Raw genomic sequence first — 17994 nt, 5'->3', positions numbered from 1 at the left:
GTAGCCTCAGGCGGAGCGGAAGCGCGGGAACGCGCTGCGGCCCGCGTACACCGCCGCGTCGTCGAGGATCTCCTCGATGCGCAGCAGCTGGTTGTACTTGGCGACGCGGTCCGAGCGGGCCGGGGCGCCGGTCTTGATCTGGCCGCAGTTCACCGCGACGGCGAGGTCCGCGATGGTGACGTCCTCGGTCTCGCCGGAACGGTGCGACATCATGCACTTGAAGCCGTTGCGCTGCGCCAGCTCCACGGCGTCCAGGGTCTCGGTCAGCGAACCGATCTGGTTGACCTTGACGAGCAGGGCGTTGGCCGAGCCCTCCTCGATGCCGCGCGCGAGGCGCTCCGGGTTGGTGACGAAGAGGTCGTCGCCGACGATCTGGACCTTGGAGCCCAGCTGGTCGGTGATGACCTTCCAGCCGGCCCAGTCGTCCTCGTACAGCGGGTCCTCGATGGAGACGAGCGGGTACGCCTCGACCAGCTCGGCGTAGTACTCGGTCATCTCGGCGGCCGAGCGCGACTTGCCCTCGAACTCGTAGCTGCCGTCCTTGTAGAACTCGGACGCGGCGACGTCGAGCGCGAGCGCGATGTCGCGGCCGGGGACGTAACCGGCCTCCTTGATGGCTTCGAGGATGAGGTCGAGCGCGGCGCGGTTCGACTCCAGGTTCGGCGCGAAGCCGCCCTCGTCGCCGAGGCCGGTGGACAGGCCCTTCTGCTTCAGGACCTTCTTGAGCGTGTGGTAGACCTCGGCACCCCAGCGCAGCGCCTCGGAGAAGGACTCCGCGCCGATCGGGGCGATCATGAACTCCTGGATGTCCACGTTGGAGTCGGCGTGCGAGCCGCCGTTCAGGATGTTCATCATCGGAACGGGCAGCAGGTGCGCGTTCGGGCCGCCGAGGTAGCGGAAGAGCGGAAGGTCCGAGGCTTCGGAGGCGGCGTGCGCGACGGCCAGGGAGACACCGAGGATGGCGTTCGCGCCGAGCGAGCCCTTGTTCTCGGTGGCGTCCAGGTCGATCATCGCCTGGTCGATCAGGCGCTGCTCGGTGGCGTCGTACCCGACCAGCTCGGGGCCGAGCTGCTCGATGACGGCGAGGACGGCCTTCTCGACACCCTTGCCCAGGTAGCGGCTGGCGTCTCCGTCGCGGAGTTCGACGGCCTCGAACGCACCGGTGGAGGCACCGGAGGGAACAGCAGCACGGCCGGTGCTGCCGTCGTCGAGGCCGACCTCGACCTCGACCGTGGGGTTGCCTCGCGAGTCGAGGATTTCCCGGGCTACGACGACGTCGATGGACGGCACGAGCATCTCCTTCTGGGATGTGACGCGTGGGCGCAAGGTCTCATTGGCCTTGCGCCATGAGCCTAACCGGCCCGGAGTGATCGGTCGGCCCCGAGGGCCTCTCGTTTGGGCCGGGCCGCCCCTATTGACCCGTACCGACCGGTAATGGGGATTTTCGGGGCTGACGGCCGAAACCCCGGCCCGGCGCGTACGGGGGTGACGCGCCGGGCCGGGGTGCTCTGGGGCGGGCGGGCGGGTCAGCTCAGGTGGAGCTGCTGGCCCGGGTAGATCACATCGGCGTCACGGACGATGTCCTTGTTCAGGTCGAAGACCTTCTTCCAGCCGCCCTTGACCTTGTGGGCGTCGGCGATCTTGGAGAGGGTGTCGCCGGACTTGACCTTGTACTCGCCGTCACCCTTCTTGATCGTGACGGTGGCGCGGTTCTGGCTGCGCGAGGCGGTGGGCTGCTCCGCGGTGCGCTGCTGGGGCGCGGCCTGCTGCGCCGGGGCGGCCTGCTGCTTGGGAGCGGCCTGCTGCTTCGGGGCGGCCTGCTGCTTCGGCTGCGACTGGGACTGGGACTGCGTACCGGAGCCGCTGGAGCCGCCGCTGTACGCCGCGCCCGACAGGTTGACGCCGCAGCTCGGCCACGCGCCCTTGCCCTGGCCGGCCAGGACCTTCTCGGCGACCGCTATCTGCTGGGACTTGGACGCCAGGTCGGCGCGGGAGGCGTAGGCGGTGCCGCCGTACGCGGCCCAGGTGGAGCTGGTGAACTGCAGCCCGCCGTAGAAGCTGTTGCCGGTGTTGATGGACCAGTTGCCGCCGGACTCGCACTGGGCGACCTGGTCCCACTCGGCCGCGGTCGCGGCCGAGGCGGAGGTGGCGCCGATCAGCGGGGCCGCGACGGCGGCACCGGTGATTCCGGCGAGTGTGGCGTAGCGGACCGCCTTGGACGGACGACGGTGCTTGGCCTTGCTGGAACGCAGCAGCATGAAGCATCTCCTCACCGACGCCTACGAGGTCAGCTGTCGGGTTCGGGCCAAGTGAGTTGCCCGGCCGCGTGCTCTCACACGCGGCTTCACCCCTAGCCGTGCCCGGACCGTCTCTCGACGGCCGGGACCGGCGCGAACCATTGGGTCCCCCGCTCCTGCCTTCGGCGCTTTACGCGACGACCACTCCCCCCGACCGACGGCAGGATTCGGCGTTTCGGTCGACGGGGCCCGCGGTGCGAGCGGTTCAGACCGTAATCACAGCCCGGGTGGTTGTTCAAAGAGGCACATCCGGGAGAAAACGCCCTTCCCGCCCTCAACGGCCTTCATGTTTCCGCAGGTGGGGACCGGGATGAGCCAACCGTCAGAGCAAATGACCCCAGTTGCGGCAAAGAGACCCTTGTCTCACTTGCGCAGAAGTGGACATACGATCCCTAACCACCCCCCGATCGCGCCATGTTTCGGATCGCGGCCGGGGCGCCGACCAGGGCCGGACGGGGCGCCGTGGACGTCAACGGTGCCCCGTTCAGCACAGGGGCGGCTCAGACCCAGCCGCCGACGACCTTCTGACTGCCGATCACGACGGAGAGGGGCTCGCCGCCGACGACGACGGACTCACCGCGGCCGGTCTCCTCGCCGCCGTACGCGTCCCCGAGGCTTCCGTCGCGGGCGGTCGCACTGCCGCGCGAGGCACGGTCGCTCGGTTCGCGCTCTTTATCCTTATTGCCCGATGCGCCGTCATCCTCCTTGGCGGGGGCGCCCCGGTGCTTGCCCGTGGCGGGCGCGGTCGAGGCGTCGGCGGTGGGCTCGGTGTCCTTGGTGTCGCTCGCGCTCGGCGACGGGGTGGCGGGGTCCGTGGAGGCCGCCCCGCCCGTCTGCGTACCGCTGTCGCCGTACCCGGGGGTCTCGGTGCCGGACGTGGCGTCCGAGGCATCGCCCGACGGGTCGGTGGTGGAGCCCGAGCCGGTCCCGGTCGCGCCGTCGACGGTGCTCCCGACGCTCTTCACGAGCCCGGAGACGACGGCGCAGCTGGACCACGCCTTCGTGCCCTGCGCCGTGAAGACCTTCTCGGCTATCTGGATCTGCTGGGAGCGGCTCGCCAGGTCGGGGCTGGCCGCGAACTCCGCGCCACCGAAGGCGTCCCAGGTCTCCTGGGTCATCTGGAGTCCGCCGTAGGCGCCGTTGCCGAGGTTGGCGCTCCACCGGCCGCCGCTCTCGCACTCGGCGACCCGGTCCCAGGTGGAGGCTTCCGCCGCGCTTGCGCCACTGGCGGCCAGGAGCGGGATGGCGATGGCCGATCCCGTCACTCCTGCCGCGACGAGAAGGGCGGGGGCCTGTCGGGGCCGGCGGTGTTTCCCGGAGCGCATGCGGTTGCCTTCCGTGTGACTGTCGGTTCGACATCAGCGTGTTGCTGCTGAGTCGTCGTGAACGTAGCGGTACTCGAACTGTTGTCACAAGTCGATGCAGCGGAGATCACGCAAAAGTCACGGTATTGGCGGGCCGTCAGGAATTCGTTCCCGGAATCCCCCCGGAATGCCCCGCACTCGCCCTTTCGGACAATGGCGTGAACTGCACCGGAAGTGTGCGCAATCCACGCATGATGAGCCCGCCGCGCCAGCGCAAATCGGCAGGATCCTCCGCAAGACGCACATCGGGCAGCCGCGTCAGCAGCGTCGCCAGCGCGGTCTGCCCCTCCACCCGGGCGAGCGGCGCGCCGAGGCAGTAGTGGATTCCGTGGCCGTATCCGAGGTGCTGATTGTCACGCCGCGCGAGATCCAGCACGTCGGCGTCGGGGAACCGCGCCGGATCCCGGTCGGCGGCGGCGAGGACGACCAGCACGGGATCCCCGGCCGCGATGCGCTGCCCGCCGAGGGTCAGCGGCTCGGTGGCGTACCGCCAGGTGGCGAGCTCCACCGGGCCGTCGTAGCGGAGCAGCTCCTCGACGCCGGTCGCCAGCAGCCCGGTCTCCCCGGCCGCGAGCGAACGCTGGAGCCGTTCCCGCTGCACCGGATTCCGCATAAGCGTGTACATGCCATTACCGATGAGATTGACGGTCGTCTCAAAACCGGCGAACAGGATGATGAAAGCCATCGCGGCGGCCTCGTTCTCCGTGAGATGTTCGCCGTGGTCGCTCGCCCGGATCAGATCGGAGATCAGGTCGTCGCCGGGATTCGCCCTTTTACGGTGAATCAGCTCGGCCAGATATCCGCGCATCTTCTTCACCGAACGCGCGACTCCGCCACGCGGCCCGCCGCCGTGTCGAATCATCATGCCGGCCCAGTCGCGGAAGTCGTCCTGGTCCTCCGGCGGGACCCCGAGCAGATCACAGATCGCGTAGATGGGGAGCGGGAACGCGAAGTCGTGGATCAGGTCCGCGGTGCCCTTCGCGGCGAATCCGTCGATCAGCCGGTCCGTCAGCTCCTGTACGCGCGGAGCGAACACGGCGACCCTGCGGGGCGTGAACGCCTTCGACACCAGCCGCCGCAGCCGGGTGTGGTCGGGCGGGTCGATGTTCAGCAGATGCGTCATCAGCTCGGCCTTGCGCTCGCCCGGGATCCCCGTCTTCCCCTTGGCGTGCGCGGAACCCGCGTGGTGCGCGGAGTCCTTGGAGAGCCGCGCGTCCGCGAGGGCCTGCCTGGCGTCCGCGTACCGCGTCACGAGCCACGCCTCGACCCCGCTGGGCAGCGCGGTCCGGTGTACGGGGGCGTGCTCGCGCAGCCAGGCGTACGCGGGGTACGGATCGGTGGCGAACTCCCAGCTGAAGAGTTCGGGGACGGGGTGGTTCTCAGACATGTCGGGCACCCACCGACCGTAGCCGCCGGGGTGAGACGGACCGGTGACGGGTCTACGGCCGGAGGCGACGGAAGGACGACGGCGGGACGACGGGATGAACGGGACCCCGGCCCCGTCCGTACTGGGTGATGCGACGACGCGCCTACGAGGTGCCGGCCGCCGCACGCTCCGCGGCATGGATCGCGTCCCGGTACGTACGGGCGGCGGCGCGCAGGGCGGTCTCCGGGTCGGCACCGGCGGCCTCCGCCCGTACCGCCAGCGCGAGCAGTTCGTACCCGATGCCCTCGCCGCCGGGCGGCGCGACCTCCAGGCCCGCGGTACGGACCCGGCTCGCGAGCTTGGCGGCGAGCGCCAGCCCCGGCTGGCCGAGCGGCACGCCGTCGGTGACCGACGCGCGCTGCTTCTCGTCCGCTTTCTTACGGAGCCAGTGCGCCTTGACGTCCTCGGGGGTCTCGGCCGTCTCGTCGCCGAAGACATGGGGATGACGGTGGATAAGCTTCTCCACGATGGTGCCCGCGACATCGTCGATGGAGAACGGCGCCTCCGGCTCCTCTTCGGCGATCCGCGCGTGGAAGACGACCTGGAGCAGTACGTCCCCCAGCTCCTCGCGCAGCTCGTCGCGGCTGCCGTCCTCGATCGCCTCGACCAGCTCGTACGACTCCTCGATCGCGTACTTGGCGAGTTCCCGGTGGGTACGGACCGACGACCACGGGCACTCCACCCTGATCCGGTCCATGACCTGGACGAGATCGAGCAGCCGCGCGCCCGGCAGATCGTACGAACCGGGCAGCAGCTCCAGCTCCGGCATCCGGACCCGGCCGGAGCCCGCCAGCGCGGCCAGCCCGTCGGTGAGCGCCCCGGAAGGGATGTCGCCGGTCCCGGCGCTCTCCCCGGCCGTCGGCAGGACCACGACCGTACGGCCGCCGGCGCAGGCTTCGACCAGCTCGCTCGCGGCGGGCGCGGCGTGCTCGACGGTGATCCCGGCCTCGCGCAGATACGGCAGCTGCGGATGGGCGGCGTCGGCGCAGAGCACCCGGTCCGCGGCGTGCAGCGTCTGCCAGGCGGGCCAGGACAGCAGGCCGGGCGCGACCCGGTGGCTGGCGGTCAGCAGGACGATACGGCCGGGCGCGGCGGGGGCTTCGTGAGTCACCACCCGAACCTACGCCAGCCGGCCGCCGCACCGACGCCCGGCCCGAACCCAGCTCGGCCCGTACCGGACGGGAATGGACCTGACCGGATCGGACCGGACGGGACCAGACCAGCCCGTCAGGCTCCCGTCGGCTGCTCCTCCGGTGCCTGCTGGGTGATCTGCTTGATCCACGGCGTCTTCGCCTCGCCCAGCCGGACCTGCTTGCTGTCCCATCTGCCGTAGCGCGGATTGACGTCGATGCCCAGCTTCTTCGACGTCCTGGTCAGGTCGGCGAGGACGATCTGCTGGCCCTCCGGCGTCGACGTGTTCGCGCCGAGCGCCTGCGCCAGCTTGTTCAGCAGCACCTCGCGGCGGATCGCGGAGTCGATCTGGCCCTCGGCGAGCGCGCCCTGCTGGAGCAGCATCTCGGCGAACTGCTTCTCGCCGCCCGACTGCGCGGCTGCCTGCTTCCTGGTGCTCTGGATCTCCTTGCGGCTGACCGTCACCCCGGCGTCGTCGGCGGACCGCTGGAGCACCCGGTCGAAGATCATGCCGTTCAGCTTGGCCTGGCTGAGCTGCCCGGTGTTCTTGATGAGCTGGTCGGCGTCGGGCGCCGCCCGCTGCGCGTCCCGTACGTCCCGTACCTCCGCCTGGAGCGCGGAGGTCTCGATCCGCTGTCCCCCGACGACCGCCGCTGCTCCGGGGTGGGTCTCACCACCGCACGCGGTGAGGAGGGGCGCGGCGGCGAGCAGCGCGGCGGATACGGCGAGCGAGGTGCGACGGCGGCGGTGCAAAGGGGCCTCCCGGCGTGATTGTGCGGCGATGCACAAGACCTTGCGATGATCGATGGTAGGCAGTTGGAGTGGCCTGGGCCACTGGTTGGACCAACGATTCACCGCCGGATTCGGGTACGCGCCCCGTTCACCCCCGGTCCATCTGTCCTGACGCGCTGTTCACCCGGCGTACGGAGCACCGTTCACCGCGCGCCGCCTAGCGTCGCTCCTTATGGAAAAAGCGACACCGGCCCGTGTCCAGGACCGGATGCGCGCCCTGGACGGCCTGCGCATCCTGGCGGCGCTCATGGTCTGTCTGTACCACTACGCGGGCCGCGGCGGTCAGATCACCGATGCGTGGGGCCGCTCGCCGAAGGCGCTGTTCCCCGATCTCTCCACGCTCGCCGTCTACGGCTGCCTCGGCGTGCAGGTCTTCTTCGTCATCAGCGGTTTCGTCATCTGCATGAGCAGTTGGGGACGCTCCCTCGGGGACTTCTTCCGCTCGCGCGTCTCGCGGCTCTACCCCGCGTACTGGGCGGCGATCGTGCTGGTCACCGCCGCGTGCCTGGTCCTCCCCGTCGTCAGCGAGCCGCTGCCCCTCAGTGAGACCCTGGTCAATCTGACGATGCTTCAGCAGCCGGTCGGGGTGCGCCGGGTGCTCGGGGTGTGCTGGACCCTCTGGGTGGAGGCGCGCTTCTATCTGCTCTTCGCGCTCTTCGTCGTGTGGAAGGGCGTCACCTACCGCCGGGTCGTGATCTTCTGCTGCCTGTGGACGGTGGCGGCGGTGCTCTCGGGCGTCACCGACGTCCCGCTCCTGGAAGCGATCGTCATGCCGGAGTACGCGCCGTTCTTCGTCGGCGGGCTCGCGCTCTATCTGATCCACCGGTACGGAAGCGATCTGCTGCTCTGGGGCATCGTCGCCACCAGCTGGCTGCTCGGCCAGCACTACGCGACCGTCGCGCTCTGGAACCCGGCGGCCACCAACGTCTTCCAGCCGCGCTCGCCGTACGTGATCCTGCTGATCGTGACGTTCGCCTATGTGTCGGTCGCGGCCGTGGCCCTGGGGTGGCTGCGCCGGGTGAACTGGCGCTGGCTGACCTTCGCGGGAGCGCTCACGTACCCGTTCTATCTGATCCACGAGCATCTGGGCTGGTTCGCGATCCGCGTCCTGCACCGCTACTTCGGGCTGCCGGCGGGCGTCACCCTCGTCGTGTCGGTCGGCTCGATGCTCGTGCTGGCCTGGCTGATCCACCGGCTGGTGGAGAAGCCGCTCGGCCCTCGGATCAAGCGGACGATGAAGCGGCAGGCCGAGCGTCTCCGTCAGACGGAGCCGGAGCCGGTCCCGCCCCCGCCCCCTCCGTCTCTGCCGACGCCTGCGCCGCTCCCCGTCCCGGTGCCGGTCCCGGTCCCGGTGCCCGATCGGGGCGGAGCATGATCGTGCGGGAGACCACGAAGGTGATCGGCACGGCCGCCGCCGCGGTGATCAGCGGCGCGTAGCGGTCGCTCAGCCGCCACACGTCCACCATCAGATAGACACCGGCCGTGGTGATGACGAAGTTCGCCGCGTTGGTGAGCGGGAAGAGCAGGAACTTCCGCCAGGTGGGCCGGGTCCGGTAGGTGAACCAGCTGTTGAGGAAGAACGAGCCCGTCATGCTGAGCCCGAACGCCAGGACGTGCGACACGACGTACGGCAGCAGCCGGTGCAGGAAGAACAGGTAGCAGCCGTAGTACGTGCCCGTATTGACCACCCCGACCAGGGTGAACCTGACCAGTTGGTTGCGGACGTTCACACGAGGAGTGTGGCACAGCCCTGGTTGTCCTTACTTGTCCCCACGCGCGCCGGGGTACGCGGGCGCGCGCGGGCAGGGGTGTGGGGCCGGCAGGGGCGCTCAGCCGCGGAACTGGCGCTGCCGGTCCAGCGCGCGCCGGATGTCGGACGGCAGCGGGTGGTACGGGCCGTAGACCCGCTCGGTGTCCCAGAGCAGGCTCTGCAACTGCTGCTCCGCGCCCGCGTGATCCCCCACCGACAGCAGCAGATTGCCGATGCGCCGGCGGATCTCGAAGGCGCGCCCCGGGTCGCCGCCCGGCTGCCGGCCGCCCTCGTACTCGTAGTACGGCAGGACCGCCCGGTACTCGGCCAGGGCCGCGATCGCCTCGCCGAGCTGCTCCAGGCAGAGCGCGGCGTCGTAGCGGAAGCCGAGCGCCTGCGGGTCACCCGGGCCCGCCTCCGCCGTCCGGTCGTCGGCGAGCCGGCGCAGCTCGGGGAGCGCGCGGCGGTACTGGCCGTCGTCCATCAGGGTCGAGGCGTACTGCTTGCGCAGGATGCGCACCACCGGGGAGTGCTCGCCGTGCTCGACGGCCGCGGCCGGGAGGATCGAGCCGAGGACGTCCACGGCGCGGGTGATGCTGCCCTCGCCGAGCAGCCGCTTCACCTCGTCGACGGCCGCCGCGACATCCGGCCGCCGCTCGGGCGCGGGTGCGGGTGCGGGGACGGGCGCGGGGACGTGTGCGGGCGCGGGGACGTGTGCGGGCGCGGGTATGCCCTGCCGGAGCGGTACGGGCCCGGTCGCCGGCGGCGGTGGCGTGGCGGCCCGGTCCGGCCAGGGCGCGTGCGGGCGGGAGAAGGGCCGGGTCGGGTCGAGCGGGCCCGTCGGCGGGCCGCCCCGGCGCGGCAGCAGCGGCGTGAGCAGCTCGTACACCTCCTGCGGTCCTGACGGGCGGTGCCGGGGGTCCTTGGCGAGCAGCCGCAGCACGAGCGCTTCGAGCGGCTCCGGCACCTCGGGTCTGATCCGGCGCACCGGCAGCGGGGGCTCGTACAGATGGCGGTGGAGCACGCCGAGCGCGGTGGAGCCCTCGAACGGGACGCTGCCGCTGAGGAGTTCGTGGAGCAGCGCGCCGAGGGCGTAGAGGTCGGTGTACGGGCCGACGGCGCCGCCCATCGCCTGCTCGGGCGCCATGTAGGCGGGGCTGCCGATGGGGGATCCGGTGTGGGTGAGCCGGGTGGTGTCCCGGTCGATGACGGAGGCGACGCCGAGGTCCAGGACCGTGACCGTGCCGTCGGGCTTGACCATCACGTTCCGCGGCTTGAGGTCGCGGTGGACGATCGGTACGGCGTGGACGGCGGCCAGCGCCGCGCAGAGCTGGGCGGCGACCGCGACGGCCCAGGGCCAGGGGTACGGGTCGTGCTCGGCGAGATGGTCGGCGAGGTCGGCGCCCTCGATGTACTGCATGACGAGGTAGAGGTCTTCGCCGTCGCTGCCCGCGTCGTGGACGGTGACCAGACCGGGGTGGTCGACCTGGGCGGTGACGCGGCACTCGCGCACGAAGCGGCGGCGCATCTCGTCGGCGGCCGTGGCGGCGGCCATCCGGTCGGGGCGCAGCAGTTTGACGGCGACGCGGCGGTCGAGGCGCTGGTCGTACGCCGTCCAGACCTGGCCCATGCCGCCCTGGCCGATGAGGGTGGACAGCTCGTAACGGTCGCCGACGACACGTCCGTTCACGTGTCGTCCCGTCGGTTTCTCAGGATGTCGCTGAGGTCGTCGAGTTCGGCGCGGACCTGGTCGATCCGGGGCTGGGACGGGCGGGGCGGGGGCTGCTGCGCCGGGTAGCCGTAGCCGAACTGCTGGGGCTGCTGGGGCGGTTGAGGCGGCTGCGGCGGCACGTAGTAACCGGGCGGCGGGGCAGGGTGCGGGGGCGGGGGCGCGTGCTGGGCGCCGAAGTGGTCGATCTCGGCGTACAGGTAGTAACAGAAGACCGCCACGGCCGTCAGCAGCGACACGATCATGGTGATGTCCGTGGCCCGGGTCGCGGGGGCGTCGGGGGGCTGCGTCGGTTGCAGACCCAGCGTGATGAGAGAGCCCGTGAAGATCACGATCGTCACACCGAACAGCGTCCAGTGCAGCCTGCTCCGCGTGACCAGCGCGAGCCGCAGCATGGTCGCCCACGCGAGAAGGCCGCAGCTGAGCAGGGCGAGCGCGGCGAAGAGCACGCGCAGGGGGACAACCCACGCGTGACGGCGCTGCGGGGGCGGCGGCGGCGCGTAGCCGGGGCCGTACATTGCTGCTCCTGGAGGCCTGGGGACAAGGCTGACGGGTGTGCTGAGCGGGAGTTACAGAGGTGAGCGTATACATCGACTGCGACAACTCGCCCCGGGTTGTGCGCAACCGGTGTTCAGTTGATCACTGCGGCGGGACGCTGCCGTCCGTCAACCCGTCGTACAGCCCCTGCACCAGCTGCTCGCCCAGCCGCCCGGCGAGCCGCAGCGCGTCCTCGAACGCGGCCAGCGCGCGGAAGTGTTCGCCGTAGCGCCGCTGGTCGGCGAGGGGCAGCCGGGGCAGCCTGAGCCGGCGCGCGTCGAGCCGGGTCGCGGTGGAGGCGTAGCTGCTGGCCCGCCGGTTGTTGGCGGTGCCGCGCAGGAAGCCGGCCAGGAACCAGGCGTCCAGGAGCGCCGGATCGGGCCGCAGGAGCTGGAGGTTGCGGCCGAGGACCGCGCCGGCCGTGGCCGCGTCGGCGACCCGGGCGACCGCTCCGCCGCCGAGGACGGGGACGACGACGTCGCCCTCCTCGATCCGTACGGACTCCTCGGCCGGGGCGCCGGGCGGCGGGTCGGGGAGCGTGCCCGAGGGGGCGCGGCCGGTCATGACGTCCTGTTCGGTGAGGACGGCGGGGGGCAGGGCCGGCACCCCGGTGGCCGCCGCTCCCGCGCCCGTACTCGCACCGGTGCCGCCGCCGCCCGTGTGCAGCGTCAGCGCGCCCGCGCGGGCGAGTTCGGCGACGGTGGTGCTCGTGGTCGTGGCGGGCGCGGTCGCGGGGGCGGCGACCACCGGGGTGAGTTCGGCGGTGCGTCGCAGCGTGTCGGCCAGCCGCTCCCGTACCCGCGCCAGTTCGGCGGCCCCGCCCCCGGCGGCCGGGGGCGGCAGATGGCGGGCGGGGGTCAGATCGACGTCGTCGTCGAGGAGTTCGATGGCGGGCACCGCGCGGCTGGCGCCGGGGCGCTCCTCGACCGTGCCGTGCCGGTCGAAGGGTTCCCAGGCGTCGAGGACGGCCGCGTGGACGGCCGGCCAGTCCGGCTTGTCGCGACCGCCACCGCCGCCGTGACCGGCTCCGGGGCCGCTGCCCGCGGCGCCCGCCGACAGTTCGGCGGTGTCGACGAACAGCAGGTCGGACGAGGCCCGTACGTCGGGGCTCGGTTTGCGCAGGATCCAGAGGTGCAGGGGGATGCCGTACGGTGGCGCGGCCCCGGCGGGCAGTGCGACGACGGCGCGCAGCGCGCCCCTGCGGAGCAGGTCCGCGCGGATGCGGCGGCCGGAGCGGCGTGACGCGGCGGCCGGCGGCATCAGGAGCACGGCCGTGCCGCCGGGGCGCAGCCGGGCCAGGGCGTGCTGGACCCAGGCCAGCTCCGATTCCGTACGGGCGGGGAAGCCGTACTCCCAGCGGGGGTCGTAGGCGAGTTCGTCGTGCCCCCAGTTGCGTTCGTTGAACGGCGGGTGGCAGAGGACGGCGTCGGCGGCGAGCCCGGGAAAGGCGTCGGCGCGCAGGCTGTCCCCGGCGTACGCCGCGACCCGGGCGTCCGTGTGCAGCGCGAGGCGCAGCGCGGTCAGCGCGGCCAGTTCCGGCGCGGCTTCCTGGGCGTACGCGGCGGCCGGGTGCGGGGCGGCGCGCAGCAGGGTGCCGGTGCCGGCGGCGGGGTCGAGGACGGTCAGGCCGGCGGCGGGGACGCCGATCGCCGCCATGAGCGCGGCGGCCTCGGGCGGGGTGGACGTGTACTGGCGCGGGTTGACGTCGAGATAGCGGCCGAGGAGGAACTCGAAGGTCTGCCGGGCGCCCAGCTCCGCCGCCAGCAGGCCGGTGGAGCGCAGCAGCGGCATGGACGGCAGCAGTTCAAGCGCGGTGGGGCTGTGAACGACGCTTTCGGCGTGTTCGTCGTCAAAGCGGGCCGCGAGGACCTTGGCCAGCGCGGCGGACAGCAGCTGCGCGAAGCGCGCGTCCGCCGAGGCGCCCATCTCCAGCCACTCCATCGGCCGGTCCCGTACGAGCAGGAGGACGCAGCCGGTGCGGACCAGGGCGGTGGGGACTCCGGCCGGGTCGCCCGAGAGATCGCGCCAGACCCGTTCCCGCAGGGGCACTTCGGCGAGTTTCCCCTGGCCCCTGAGCCACTGCTCGACCTCGTCCAGGGCGAAGGACGGGCTGGTCTCCGTGCCGCCGACGGGCTGGGGGAAGTCGGTGTGGCGGCGGCGCCAGTTGCTGACGGCGGCCCGTCCGACACCGGCGAGCCGGGCGATTCCGGCAGCCGTCACCTCTGCTGCGTTCTCCGGCACCTGGCTGTCTCCTTCGCCGTATCCGCCCCTGAACCCCTGCTGCCGCTGAGCATACCGGCGCGGATCGCGTCGTGGACCGACCCGAACACCGTGAACACTGTTGACTCGGTTCACAGCATCTGCTGTGATTGACCCATCGCTACAGGGATCGACGGAACGGCCCCACTCACGTCGCACCGCGTGCTGTTCCGCCCAATCCGCCGCGCCATTTGCCCGTGCCATTTGCCATTCATCCGCTTGTCCTCCGAAGGGCACACCCATGTCTCACGTCACTCACACGCCCCAGCCGACCCAGCCGGCCCGCAACGGCCTCGGGACCGCCGCGCTGATCCTCGGGATCATCGGCGCCCTCTCCGGGCTGATCCCGCTCTTCTTCTGGCTCGCCGGCGTCCTCGGGGTGATCGGCCTGATCCTGGGCCTCAGCGGGCGGGGCCGGGCCAAGCGCGGTCAGGCCACCAACAAGAAGGCCGCCACGGCGGGGGCCGTGCTCGCGCTGGTCTCCCTCGGCCTCTCGGTCTGGGGCATGGTGGTCACGTTCAGCGCCGTGGACGACCTGGTCAACGACATCGACAAGGCCACCTCTTCGCAGTCGGCGACGAAGGCTCCAGGCAGCGGTTCCGACGACAAGGACAGCGCCAAGGGCGGCGACAAGGGCTCCGGCGACAGCGGTAAGGACAAGGACGGCGACACCCCGGCCGGGGCGCTCGGCGCCGGTGACGCGGCCTCCTACGACGGCAAGATCTCCGTCACCGTGTCCGCCCCCAAGCCCTACACGCCCGGCGAGTTCGCGATCGGGCACACCGAAGGCAACAAGGCGTACCAGGTGACGGTCGTCATCGAGAACACCGGCAAGGACAAGTTCGACGCCACCCTGGCCACCGCCGGGGCGCGGGCCGGCGACGACGGTGTCGAGGCCGAGGCGATCTTCGACGACACGATCGGCGCCGGCTTCACCGGCAGTGTGCTGCCCGGCAAGAAGTCCACCGTCGTCTTCGCCTTCGACGCGCCCGCCGAGGCCACGTCGCTCATGGTCGAGGTCAGTCCCGGCTTCACCTACGACGCGTCGCAGTGGGAGCTGAAGCTCTGACGCACCTTGCGGGAGACCGCAGGACCGCGAGACCGCAGGACCGCAAGCTCGCAGGACCGCAGGACCGGGAGGCCGTCGGAGGGGGACGGCCTCCCCTCCGCATGACAAATGTCAGCGGAAAGCGTGTGAAACGACAGCGGGTGACCGGCCGTGCGGACCGTAGCTTCGGAGCGGGGGCAGGTGCACCGCGCCTGCTCCACCTGGCTCCACCTGGCTCCACCTCGCTCCGCCCCGCTCGAAGGAGAACCGCCATGCAGCGTTCCGTTCCGGACCGTACGTCACGTACCGCGCTCAGCCGCAGGCGCGTGGTGGCCACCGGCACCGCCCTCGCGGCGGGCGCGGCGGCGGGCGTCGCGCTCGGCGGCACCGCCCGCGCGGCCACGGCCACGACCGCCCCCGGGGCAGCCGCGCCCGTACCGCCCGTACGGCTGACGCTGCCGCGGCCGAGCGGTCCTTACCCCCTCGGGACCGTCGCCCTCCATCTCACAGACCGGAGCCGCCGGGACCCGTGGCTGCCGTCCCGGCCGGCGCGGGAGCTGATGGCGCAGGTCTGGTACCCGGCCCGCGCGACCGGCGGGGCGGGCGGCGCACGGCCGCCCCTCGCGCCGTGGATGACGGCGCGCGCCGCCGAGGTCTTCCAGCGCACGGGGTATCTGCTCCCCGAGTTCGCCACGCTGCCGCTCACCCACGCCCGCACCGGCGCGCCCGCCGACACCCGCGCCGGCCGACAGCCCGTACTCCTCTACTCCCACGGGCACGGCCAGCACCGCGCGTCCAGTACGGCGCTGGTCGAGGATCTCGTCAGCCACGGGTACGTGGTGGTCACCATCGACCACCCCTACGACGCCGGCCAGGTCGAGTTCCCCGGCGGCCGGGTGGCGGCGTACGGGATGCCGGACTTCACCGGCGAGGACGACGACCCGGTCATCCTGAAGGCGGTGGCGGTACGGGTGGCCGACACCCGTTTCGTCCTGGAGGAGCTGTCCCGCCGGGTACGGAGCGGCCGGAACAGCCGCGACAGCTCGCTCCCGTACGGCCTCGGCCGGATCCTGGACCTCTCCAGGACCGGCATGTTCGGCCACTCCCTGGGCGGGGCAACCGCCGCCCAGGCGATGGCGTCGGGGGTGCCGATCGCGGCGGGCGCCGATCTCGACGGCAGTATCTTCGGGCCGGTACTGACGAGCGGGCTGCGCAAGCCGTTCCTGCTGATGAGCGAGGACGCCGACTCCAACCCGACCTGGAGCGCGTTCTGGCCCCGGCTGCGCGGCTGGCGCCGCAACCTCCGGCTGACCGGGTCCCGGCACTTCTCGTACACGGACTACGAGACGTTCCTGCCCCAGGTCGCCGAGCGGCTCGGGGCCACCCCCGAGCAGCTGGCGGAGGTCATCGGGCCGCTGGACGGGACGCGGTCGATCGATATCCAGCGCCGCTACCTGCGCGCCTTCTTCGATCTGCACCTGCGCGACCGCCGCGCCCCGCTGCTCGAAGCCCCCTCGCCGCGCTACCCCGAGGTCCGCTTCATCGGCTAGAACCGTGGGACCGGGCCCGGCTCAGCCGCCGCACGTCTCCAGCATGGTCGCCTTGTCCTCGGTGGTGACCGGCAGTTCGTACTTCAGCGCCACCTGCGCCCAGCGCGTCGAGTACGCGCAGTGGATCTCCTCCCGCGGCGGGAGCCAGTCCGCCGGGCCCGAGTCACCCTTGGAGCCGTTGGTCGGGCCGTCCACCGCCACGAGGTTGATCGGGTCGTTGGCGATCTGCTTGCGCTTGGCGAGGGACCAGCGGGAGGCGCCCATCCGCCAGTCGTAGGAGAGCGGCATGACGTGGTCGATCTGGACCTTGGCCGCCGCCTCCTTCCGCCACTCCATCTCCTTGCCCGTGTACGGGTCGTTCAGGGTCATCGAGATGAGGATGCAGTCGGAGCCCGAGCGGTACTCCAGGTCCTTGCCGTCCCTGGCCAGTATGTCGTTCCGGGTGTCGCAGCCGTTGCCGGCGAAGGGTATGCCCTCGGCCGTGTCCTGCCAGGCGTAGCCGAACTTCTTCCGGTCGTACCCGGATCCGGAGCCGGCACGGGCCGTCGGCACCGTCTCGATCAGCTCCAGGGAGGCCTTCTTGTCGGCCTCCGCGGTGACGGGCGCGAGGCCGCGCTTCGTACCGTCGGGGTTGGTGAGCGGCAGGACGCCGTAGACGCTGCTCCCGCTGCTGCCACTGCCGCTGCCACCGCTGCCGTCACTGCCACCGCCGCTCGCGCTGCTGGACGGCGATGCCTCCGTGTCGACGTCGACCTGCACGTCACAGCTCGTCAGCAGCGCCACCGAGAGGGCAAACGCCCCTCCCGCCAGCAACGTTCGCGATATTCGATCTTCAAGTCTGCGCACACCCGCACCCTACGTGTCACACCGGACAGCCGGTGCCGGACCGTTCGGATCCGGCGTGGGATACCTGCCCACGCGGAGTGACCGTCAGACCTTTCGCCCGGACGTACGCTCAGGGAAAGTATGTCTGTCCGTGTTCGAGAGGAGACCGGTCGTGAAGCCCGTCGCCACCGCCACCGCCACCGCGCGGGTGGCCCTGTCCGTGAGGACGATCGCCCCCAGGACCGCGCTGGCCACCGTGCCCGTACTGAGCCTGGGCACGCTGGGGTTCGTGCCCTCACTGGTCATCGCCGCGCGCCGGCGCGAGCGCGCCGACTGGATCATCGGCGCGCTGTTCGGCGCGGCGACGATCGGCTGGATACTGCGGATCGCGCTCACTCCGGTGGACACCGAGGGGCTGTCGCTCCTGGCGGACTTCCTGCTGCTGCTGGTGTCCACGCTCGGCGCCTCGGTCCACGGCCTGCTCGCCTACCCGAGCCACCGGCCGGCCGCGACAAGCGAGCAGCCCGCCGACGCCACGCCGCTGGAGTCCGCGTGAGCAGGAAGTCCTGGATCACGGGCGGCGCCGCCGGCGCGCTCGTGATCGCCCTCGGGGCCTTCGCCGTATGGCAGTTCACCGGAGACGACGACGAGCCCGCGCCGCTCGACACCCGGGCGCGCGCCTACCGGGAGGTGGACGCCTGTCTGCTGACGGGTGAGCAGGGGGTCACCGCGGGAACGCCCGGCGCTCCCGTCTGGGAGGCGCTGCGCAAGGCGTCGCTCAGCACGCGCGCCCGCGTCAACTACGTACCGGTGACGGGTGAGCAGACCGCCGCGAACGCCGAGCCGTTCCTCAACACCCTGATCCAGCGCCGGTGTTCGGTCGTCCTCGCCGTGGGCGCGCCCCAGGTCGCCGTCGTCGAGTCGGGGGCCGCGCACCACCCGAAGGTCCGCTTCGTCGTGGTCGGCGGCGGCGGTTCCAGCGCGGCGGACGGCCCGGACAACCTCACCGCCGCCACCACGGGTGAAGAGCTGGAGAAGACCGTCACCTCGGTCATCCAACGCGCCGTCAAGGATGCCGAATAGACGCCGAATAGTGCGACATACCCCCCTGAGCGGGCATGAAACCCGGGACCTCTAGGTAAAGAACGATCAAAGCCAATCCCGCCGAGGGATAGCACGCATGTGCTGCGGAAATGTTTGCGAAGATCTCGTGCCCATTCCGTCAGTTGAGGTTTCGTCTCATGCGTGCTCGCCGGGTCCGTGCTACTCGCCTGTTCCCGCCCGGC

General features: G+C 71.6%; 15 protein-coding genes, 1 pseudogene and 1 riboswitch. Of the genes and pseudogenes, 5 read left to right on the top strand and 11 right to left on the bottom strand.

Annotated elements, in window-relative coordinates; genetic code table 11:
- Positions 1-6: 6 nt before the first annotated feature.
- The 6 genes from eno to AB0389_RS16605 all read right to left on the bottom strand — a co-directional run bounded on the left by eno (position 7) and on the right by AB0389_RS16605 (position 6971).
- Complete coding sequence (gene eno / locus AB0389_RS16630) at positions 7-1296, bottom strand: phosphopyruvate hydratase (protein WP_114661071.1); 1290 nt, start codon at positions 1294-1296, stop codon at positions 7-9.
- Positions 1297-1526: 230 nt separating this feature from the next.
- Positions 1527-2255, bottom strand: coding sequence for a transglycosylase family protein (locus tag AB0389_RS16625; RefSeq protein ID WP_366396211.1), 729 nt, complete (start codon positions 2253-2255; stop codon positions 1527-1529).
- A 6-nt stretch (positions 2256-2261) separates the two neighbouring features.
- Positions 2262-2435: riboswitch (cyclic di-AMP (ydaO/yuaA leader) on the bottom strand.
- 362 nt (positions 2436-2797) lie between these two features.
- Positions 2798-3622 (bottom strand): transglycosylase family protein, encoded by an 825-nt coding sequence (locus tag AB0389_RS16620; RefSeq protein WP_366396113.1) that lies wholly within the window; start codon positions 3620-3622, stop codon positions 2798-2800.
- 136 nt (positions 3623-3758) lie between these two features.
- Positions 3759-5048: a cytochrome P450 gene (locus AB0389_RS16615; RefSeq protein WP_366396210.1), complete on the bottom strand. Its 1290-nt coding sequence runs from the start codon at positions 5046-5048 to the stop codon at positions 3759-3761.
- Positions 5049-5190: 142 nt separating this feature from the next.
- The gene (locus AB0389_RS16610) at positions 5191-6198 is read right to left on the bottom strand and encodes a nucleoside triphosphate pyrophosphohydrolase (protein ID WP_366396112.1); all 1008 of its coding nucleotides are present in this window, start codon (positions 6196-6198) and stop codon (positions 5191-5193) included.
- Positions 6199-6314: 116 nt separating this feature from the next.
- Complete coding sequence (locus tag AB0389_RS16605) at positions 6315-6971, bottom strand: SurA N-terminal domain-containing protein (protein WP_366396111.1); 657 nt, start codon at positions 6969-6971, stop codon at positions 6315-6317.
- Between the two features lie 211 nt (positions 6972-7182).
- Here AB0389_RS16605 and AB0389_RS16600 point away from each other — a divergent pair.
- Positions 7183-8268, top strand: a pseudogene (locus AB0389_RS16600) (acyltransferase); the annotation flags it as partial.
- On the opposite strand, the gene AB0389_RS16595 reads toward AB0389_RS16600, so the two are convergent.
- The 4 genes from AB0389_RS16595 to AB0389_RS16580 form a co-directional block, all read right to left on the bottom strand.
- Positions 8234-8740 carry a GtrA family protein gene (locus AB0389_RS16595; protein ID WP_366396110.1) on the bottom strand — a complete coding sequence of 169 codons (507 nt, stop codon included), beginning with the start codon at positions 8738-8740 and terminating at the stop codon, positions 8234-8236. The pseudogene AB0389_RS16600 and the gene AB0389_RS16595 sit on opposite strands and share 35 nt — an antisense overlap.
- Before the next feature lie 99 nt (positions 8741-8839).
- On the bottom strand, positions 8840-10450 hold the full coding sequence (locus AB0389_RS16590; protein WP_366396109.1) for a serine/threonine-protein kinase: 1611 nt from the start codon (positions 10448-10450) through the stop codon (positions 8840-8842).
- A complete protein-coding gene (locus AB0389_RS16585; protein ID WP_366396108.1) occupies positions 10447-11007 on the bottom strand; it encodes a hypothetical protein in 561 nt (186 codons plus the stop codon). Before AB0389_RS16585 ends, AB0389_RS16590 begins: the two co-directional genes overlap by 4 nt.
- A 121-nt stretch (positions 11008-11128) precedes the next feature.
- Positions 11129-13267: an N-6 DNA methylase gene (locus tag AB0389_RS16580; protein ID WP_366396107.1), complete on the bottom strand. Its 2139-nt coding sequence runs from the start codon at positions 13265-13267 to the stop codon at positions 11129-11131.
- 259 nt (positions 13268-13526) lie between these two features.
- Between AB0389_RS16580 and AB0389_RS16575 the strand changes: the two genes are divergently transcribed.
- Positions 13527-14354, top strand: coding sequence for a DUF4190 domain-containing protein (locus tag AB0389_RS16575; RefSeq protein ID WP_366396106.1), 828 nt, complete (start codon positions 13527-13529; stop codon positions 14352-14354).
- Between the two features lie 251 nt (positions 14355-14605).
- A complete protein-coding gene (locus AB0389_RS16570) occupies positions 14606-15883 on the top strand; it encodes a hypothetical protein (RefSeq protein WP_366396105.1) in 1278 nt (425 codons plus the stop codon).
- Positions 15884-15904: 21 nt separating this feature from the next.
- Here AB0389_RS16570 and AB0389_RS16565 read toward each other — a convergent pair whose 3' ends face one another.
- Entirely contained in the window at positions 15905-16660 is a 756-nt protein-coding gene (locus tag AB0389_RS16565; protein ID WP_366396209.1) for an HNH endonuclease family protein, read from the bottom strand.
- A gap of 220 nt (positions 16661-16880) precedes the next feature.
- Between AB0389_RS16565 and AB0389_RS16560 the strand changes: the two genes are divergently transcribed.
- Together AB0389_RS16560 and AB0389_RS16555 are read left to right on the top strand one after the other, a co-directional pair.
- A complete protein-coding gene (locus AB0389_RS16560; protein WP_366396104.1) occupies positions 16881-17264 on the top strand; it encodes a hypothetical protein in 384 nt (127 codons plus the stop codon).
- Positions 17261-17791 carry a BMP family ABC transporter substrate-binding protein gene (locus AB0389_RS16555; RefSeq protein ID WP_366396103.1) on the top strand — a complete coding sequence of 177 codons (531 nt, stop codon included), beginning with the start codon at positions 17261-17263 and terminating at the stop codon, positions 17789-17791. The genes AB0389_RS16560 and AB0389_RS16555 overlap by 4 nt, the downstream gene beginning before the upstream one ends.
- Positions 17792-17994 lie beyond the last annotated feature (203 nt).

It is taken from the genome of Streptomyces sp. NPDC093109 (assembly GCF_040701725.1).
Classification (GTDB): Bacteria; Actinomycetota; Actinomycetes; order Streptomycetales; family Streptomycetaceae; genus Streptomyces.
This window is presented reverse-complemented; position numbering and strand designations above follow the sequence as displayed.

What these genes read in the sequence shown, in the direction of transcription:
- eno (WP_114661071.1), bottom strand. Translation starts at nt 1,296, where the DNA reads ATGCTCGTGCCGTCCATCGACGTCGTCGTAGCCCGGGAAATCCTCGAC.
- AB0389_RS16620 (WP_366396113.1), bottom strand. Translation starts at nt 3,622, where the DNA reads ATGCGCTCCGGGAAACACCGCCGGCCCCGACAGGCCCCCGCCCTTCTC.
- AB0389_RS16615 (WP_366396210.1), bottom strand. Translation starts at nt 5,048, where the DNA reads ATGTCTGAGAACCACCCCGTCCCCGAACTCTTCAGCTGGGAGTTCGCC.
- AB0389_RS16575 (WP_366396106.1), top strand. Translation starts at nt 13,527, where the DNA reads ATGTCTCACGTCACTCACACGCCCCAGCCGACCCAGCCGGCCCGCAAC.
- AB0389_RS16570 (WP_366396105.1), top strand. Translation starts at nt 14,606, where the DNA reads ATGCAGCGTTCCGTTCCGGACCGTACGTCACGTACCGCGCTCAGCCGC.
- AB0389_RS16585 (WP_366396108.1), bottom strand. Translation starts at nt 11,007, where the DNA reads ATGTACGGCCCCGGCTACGCGCCGCCGCCGCCCCCGCAGCGCCGTCAC.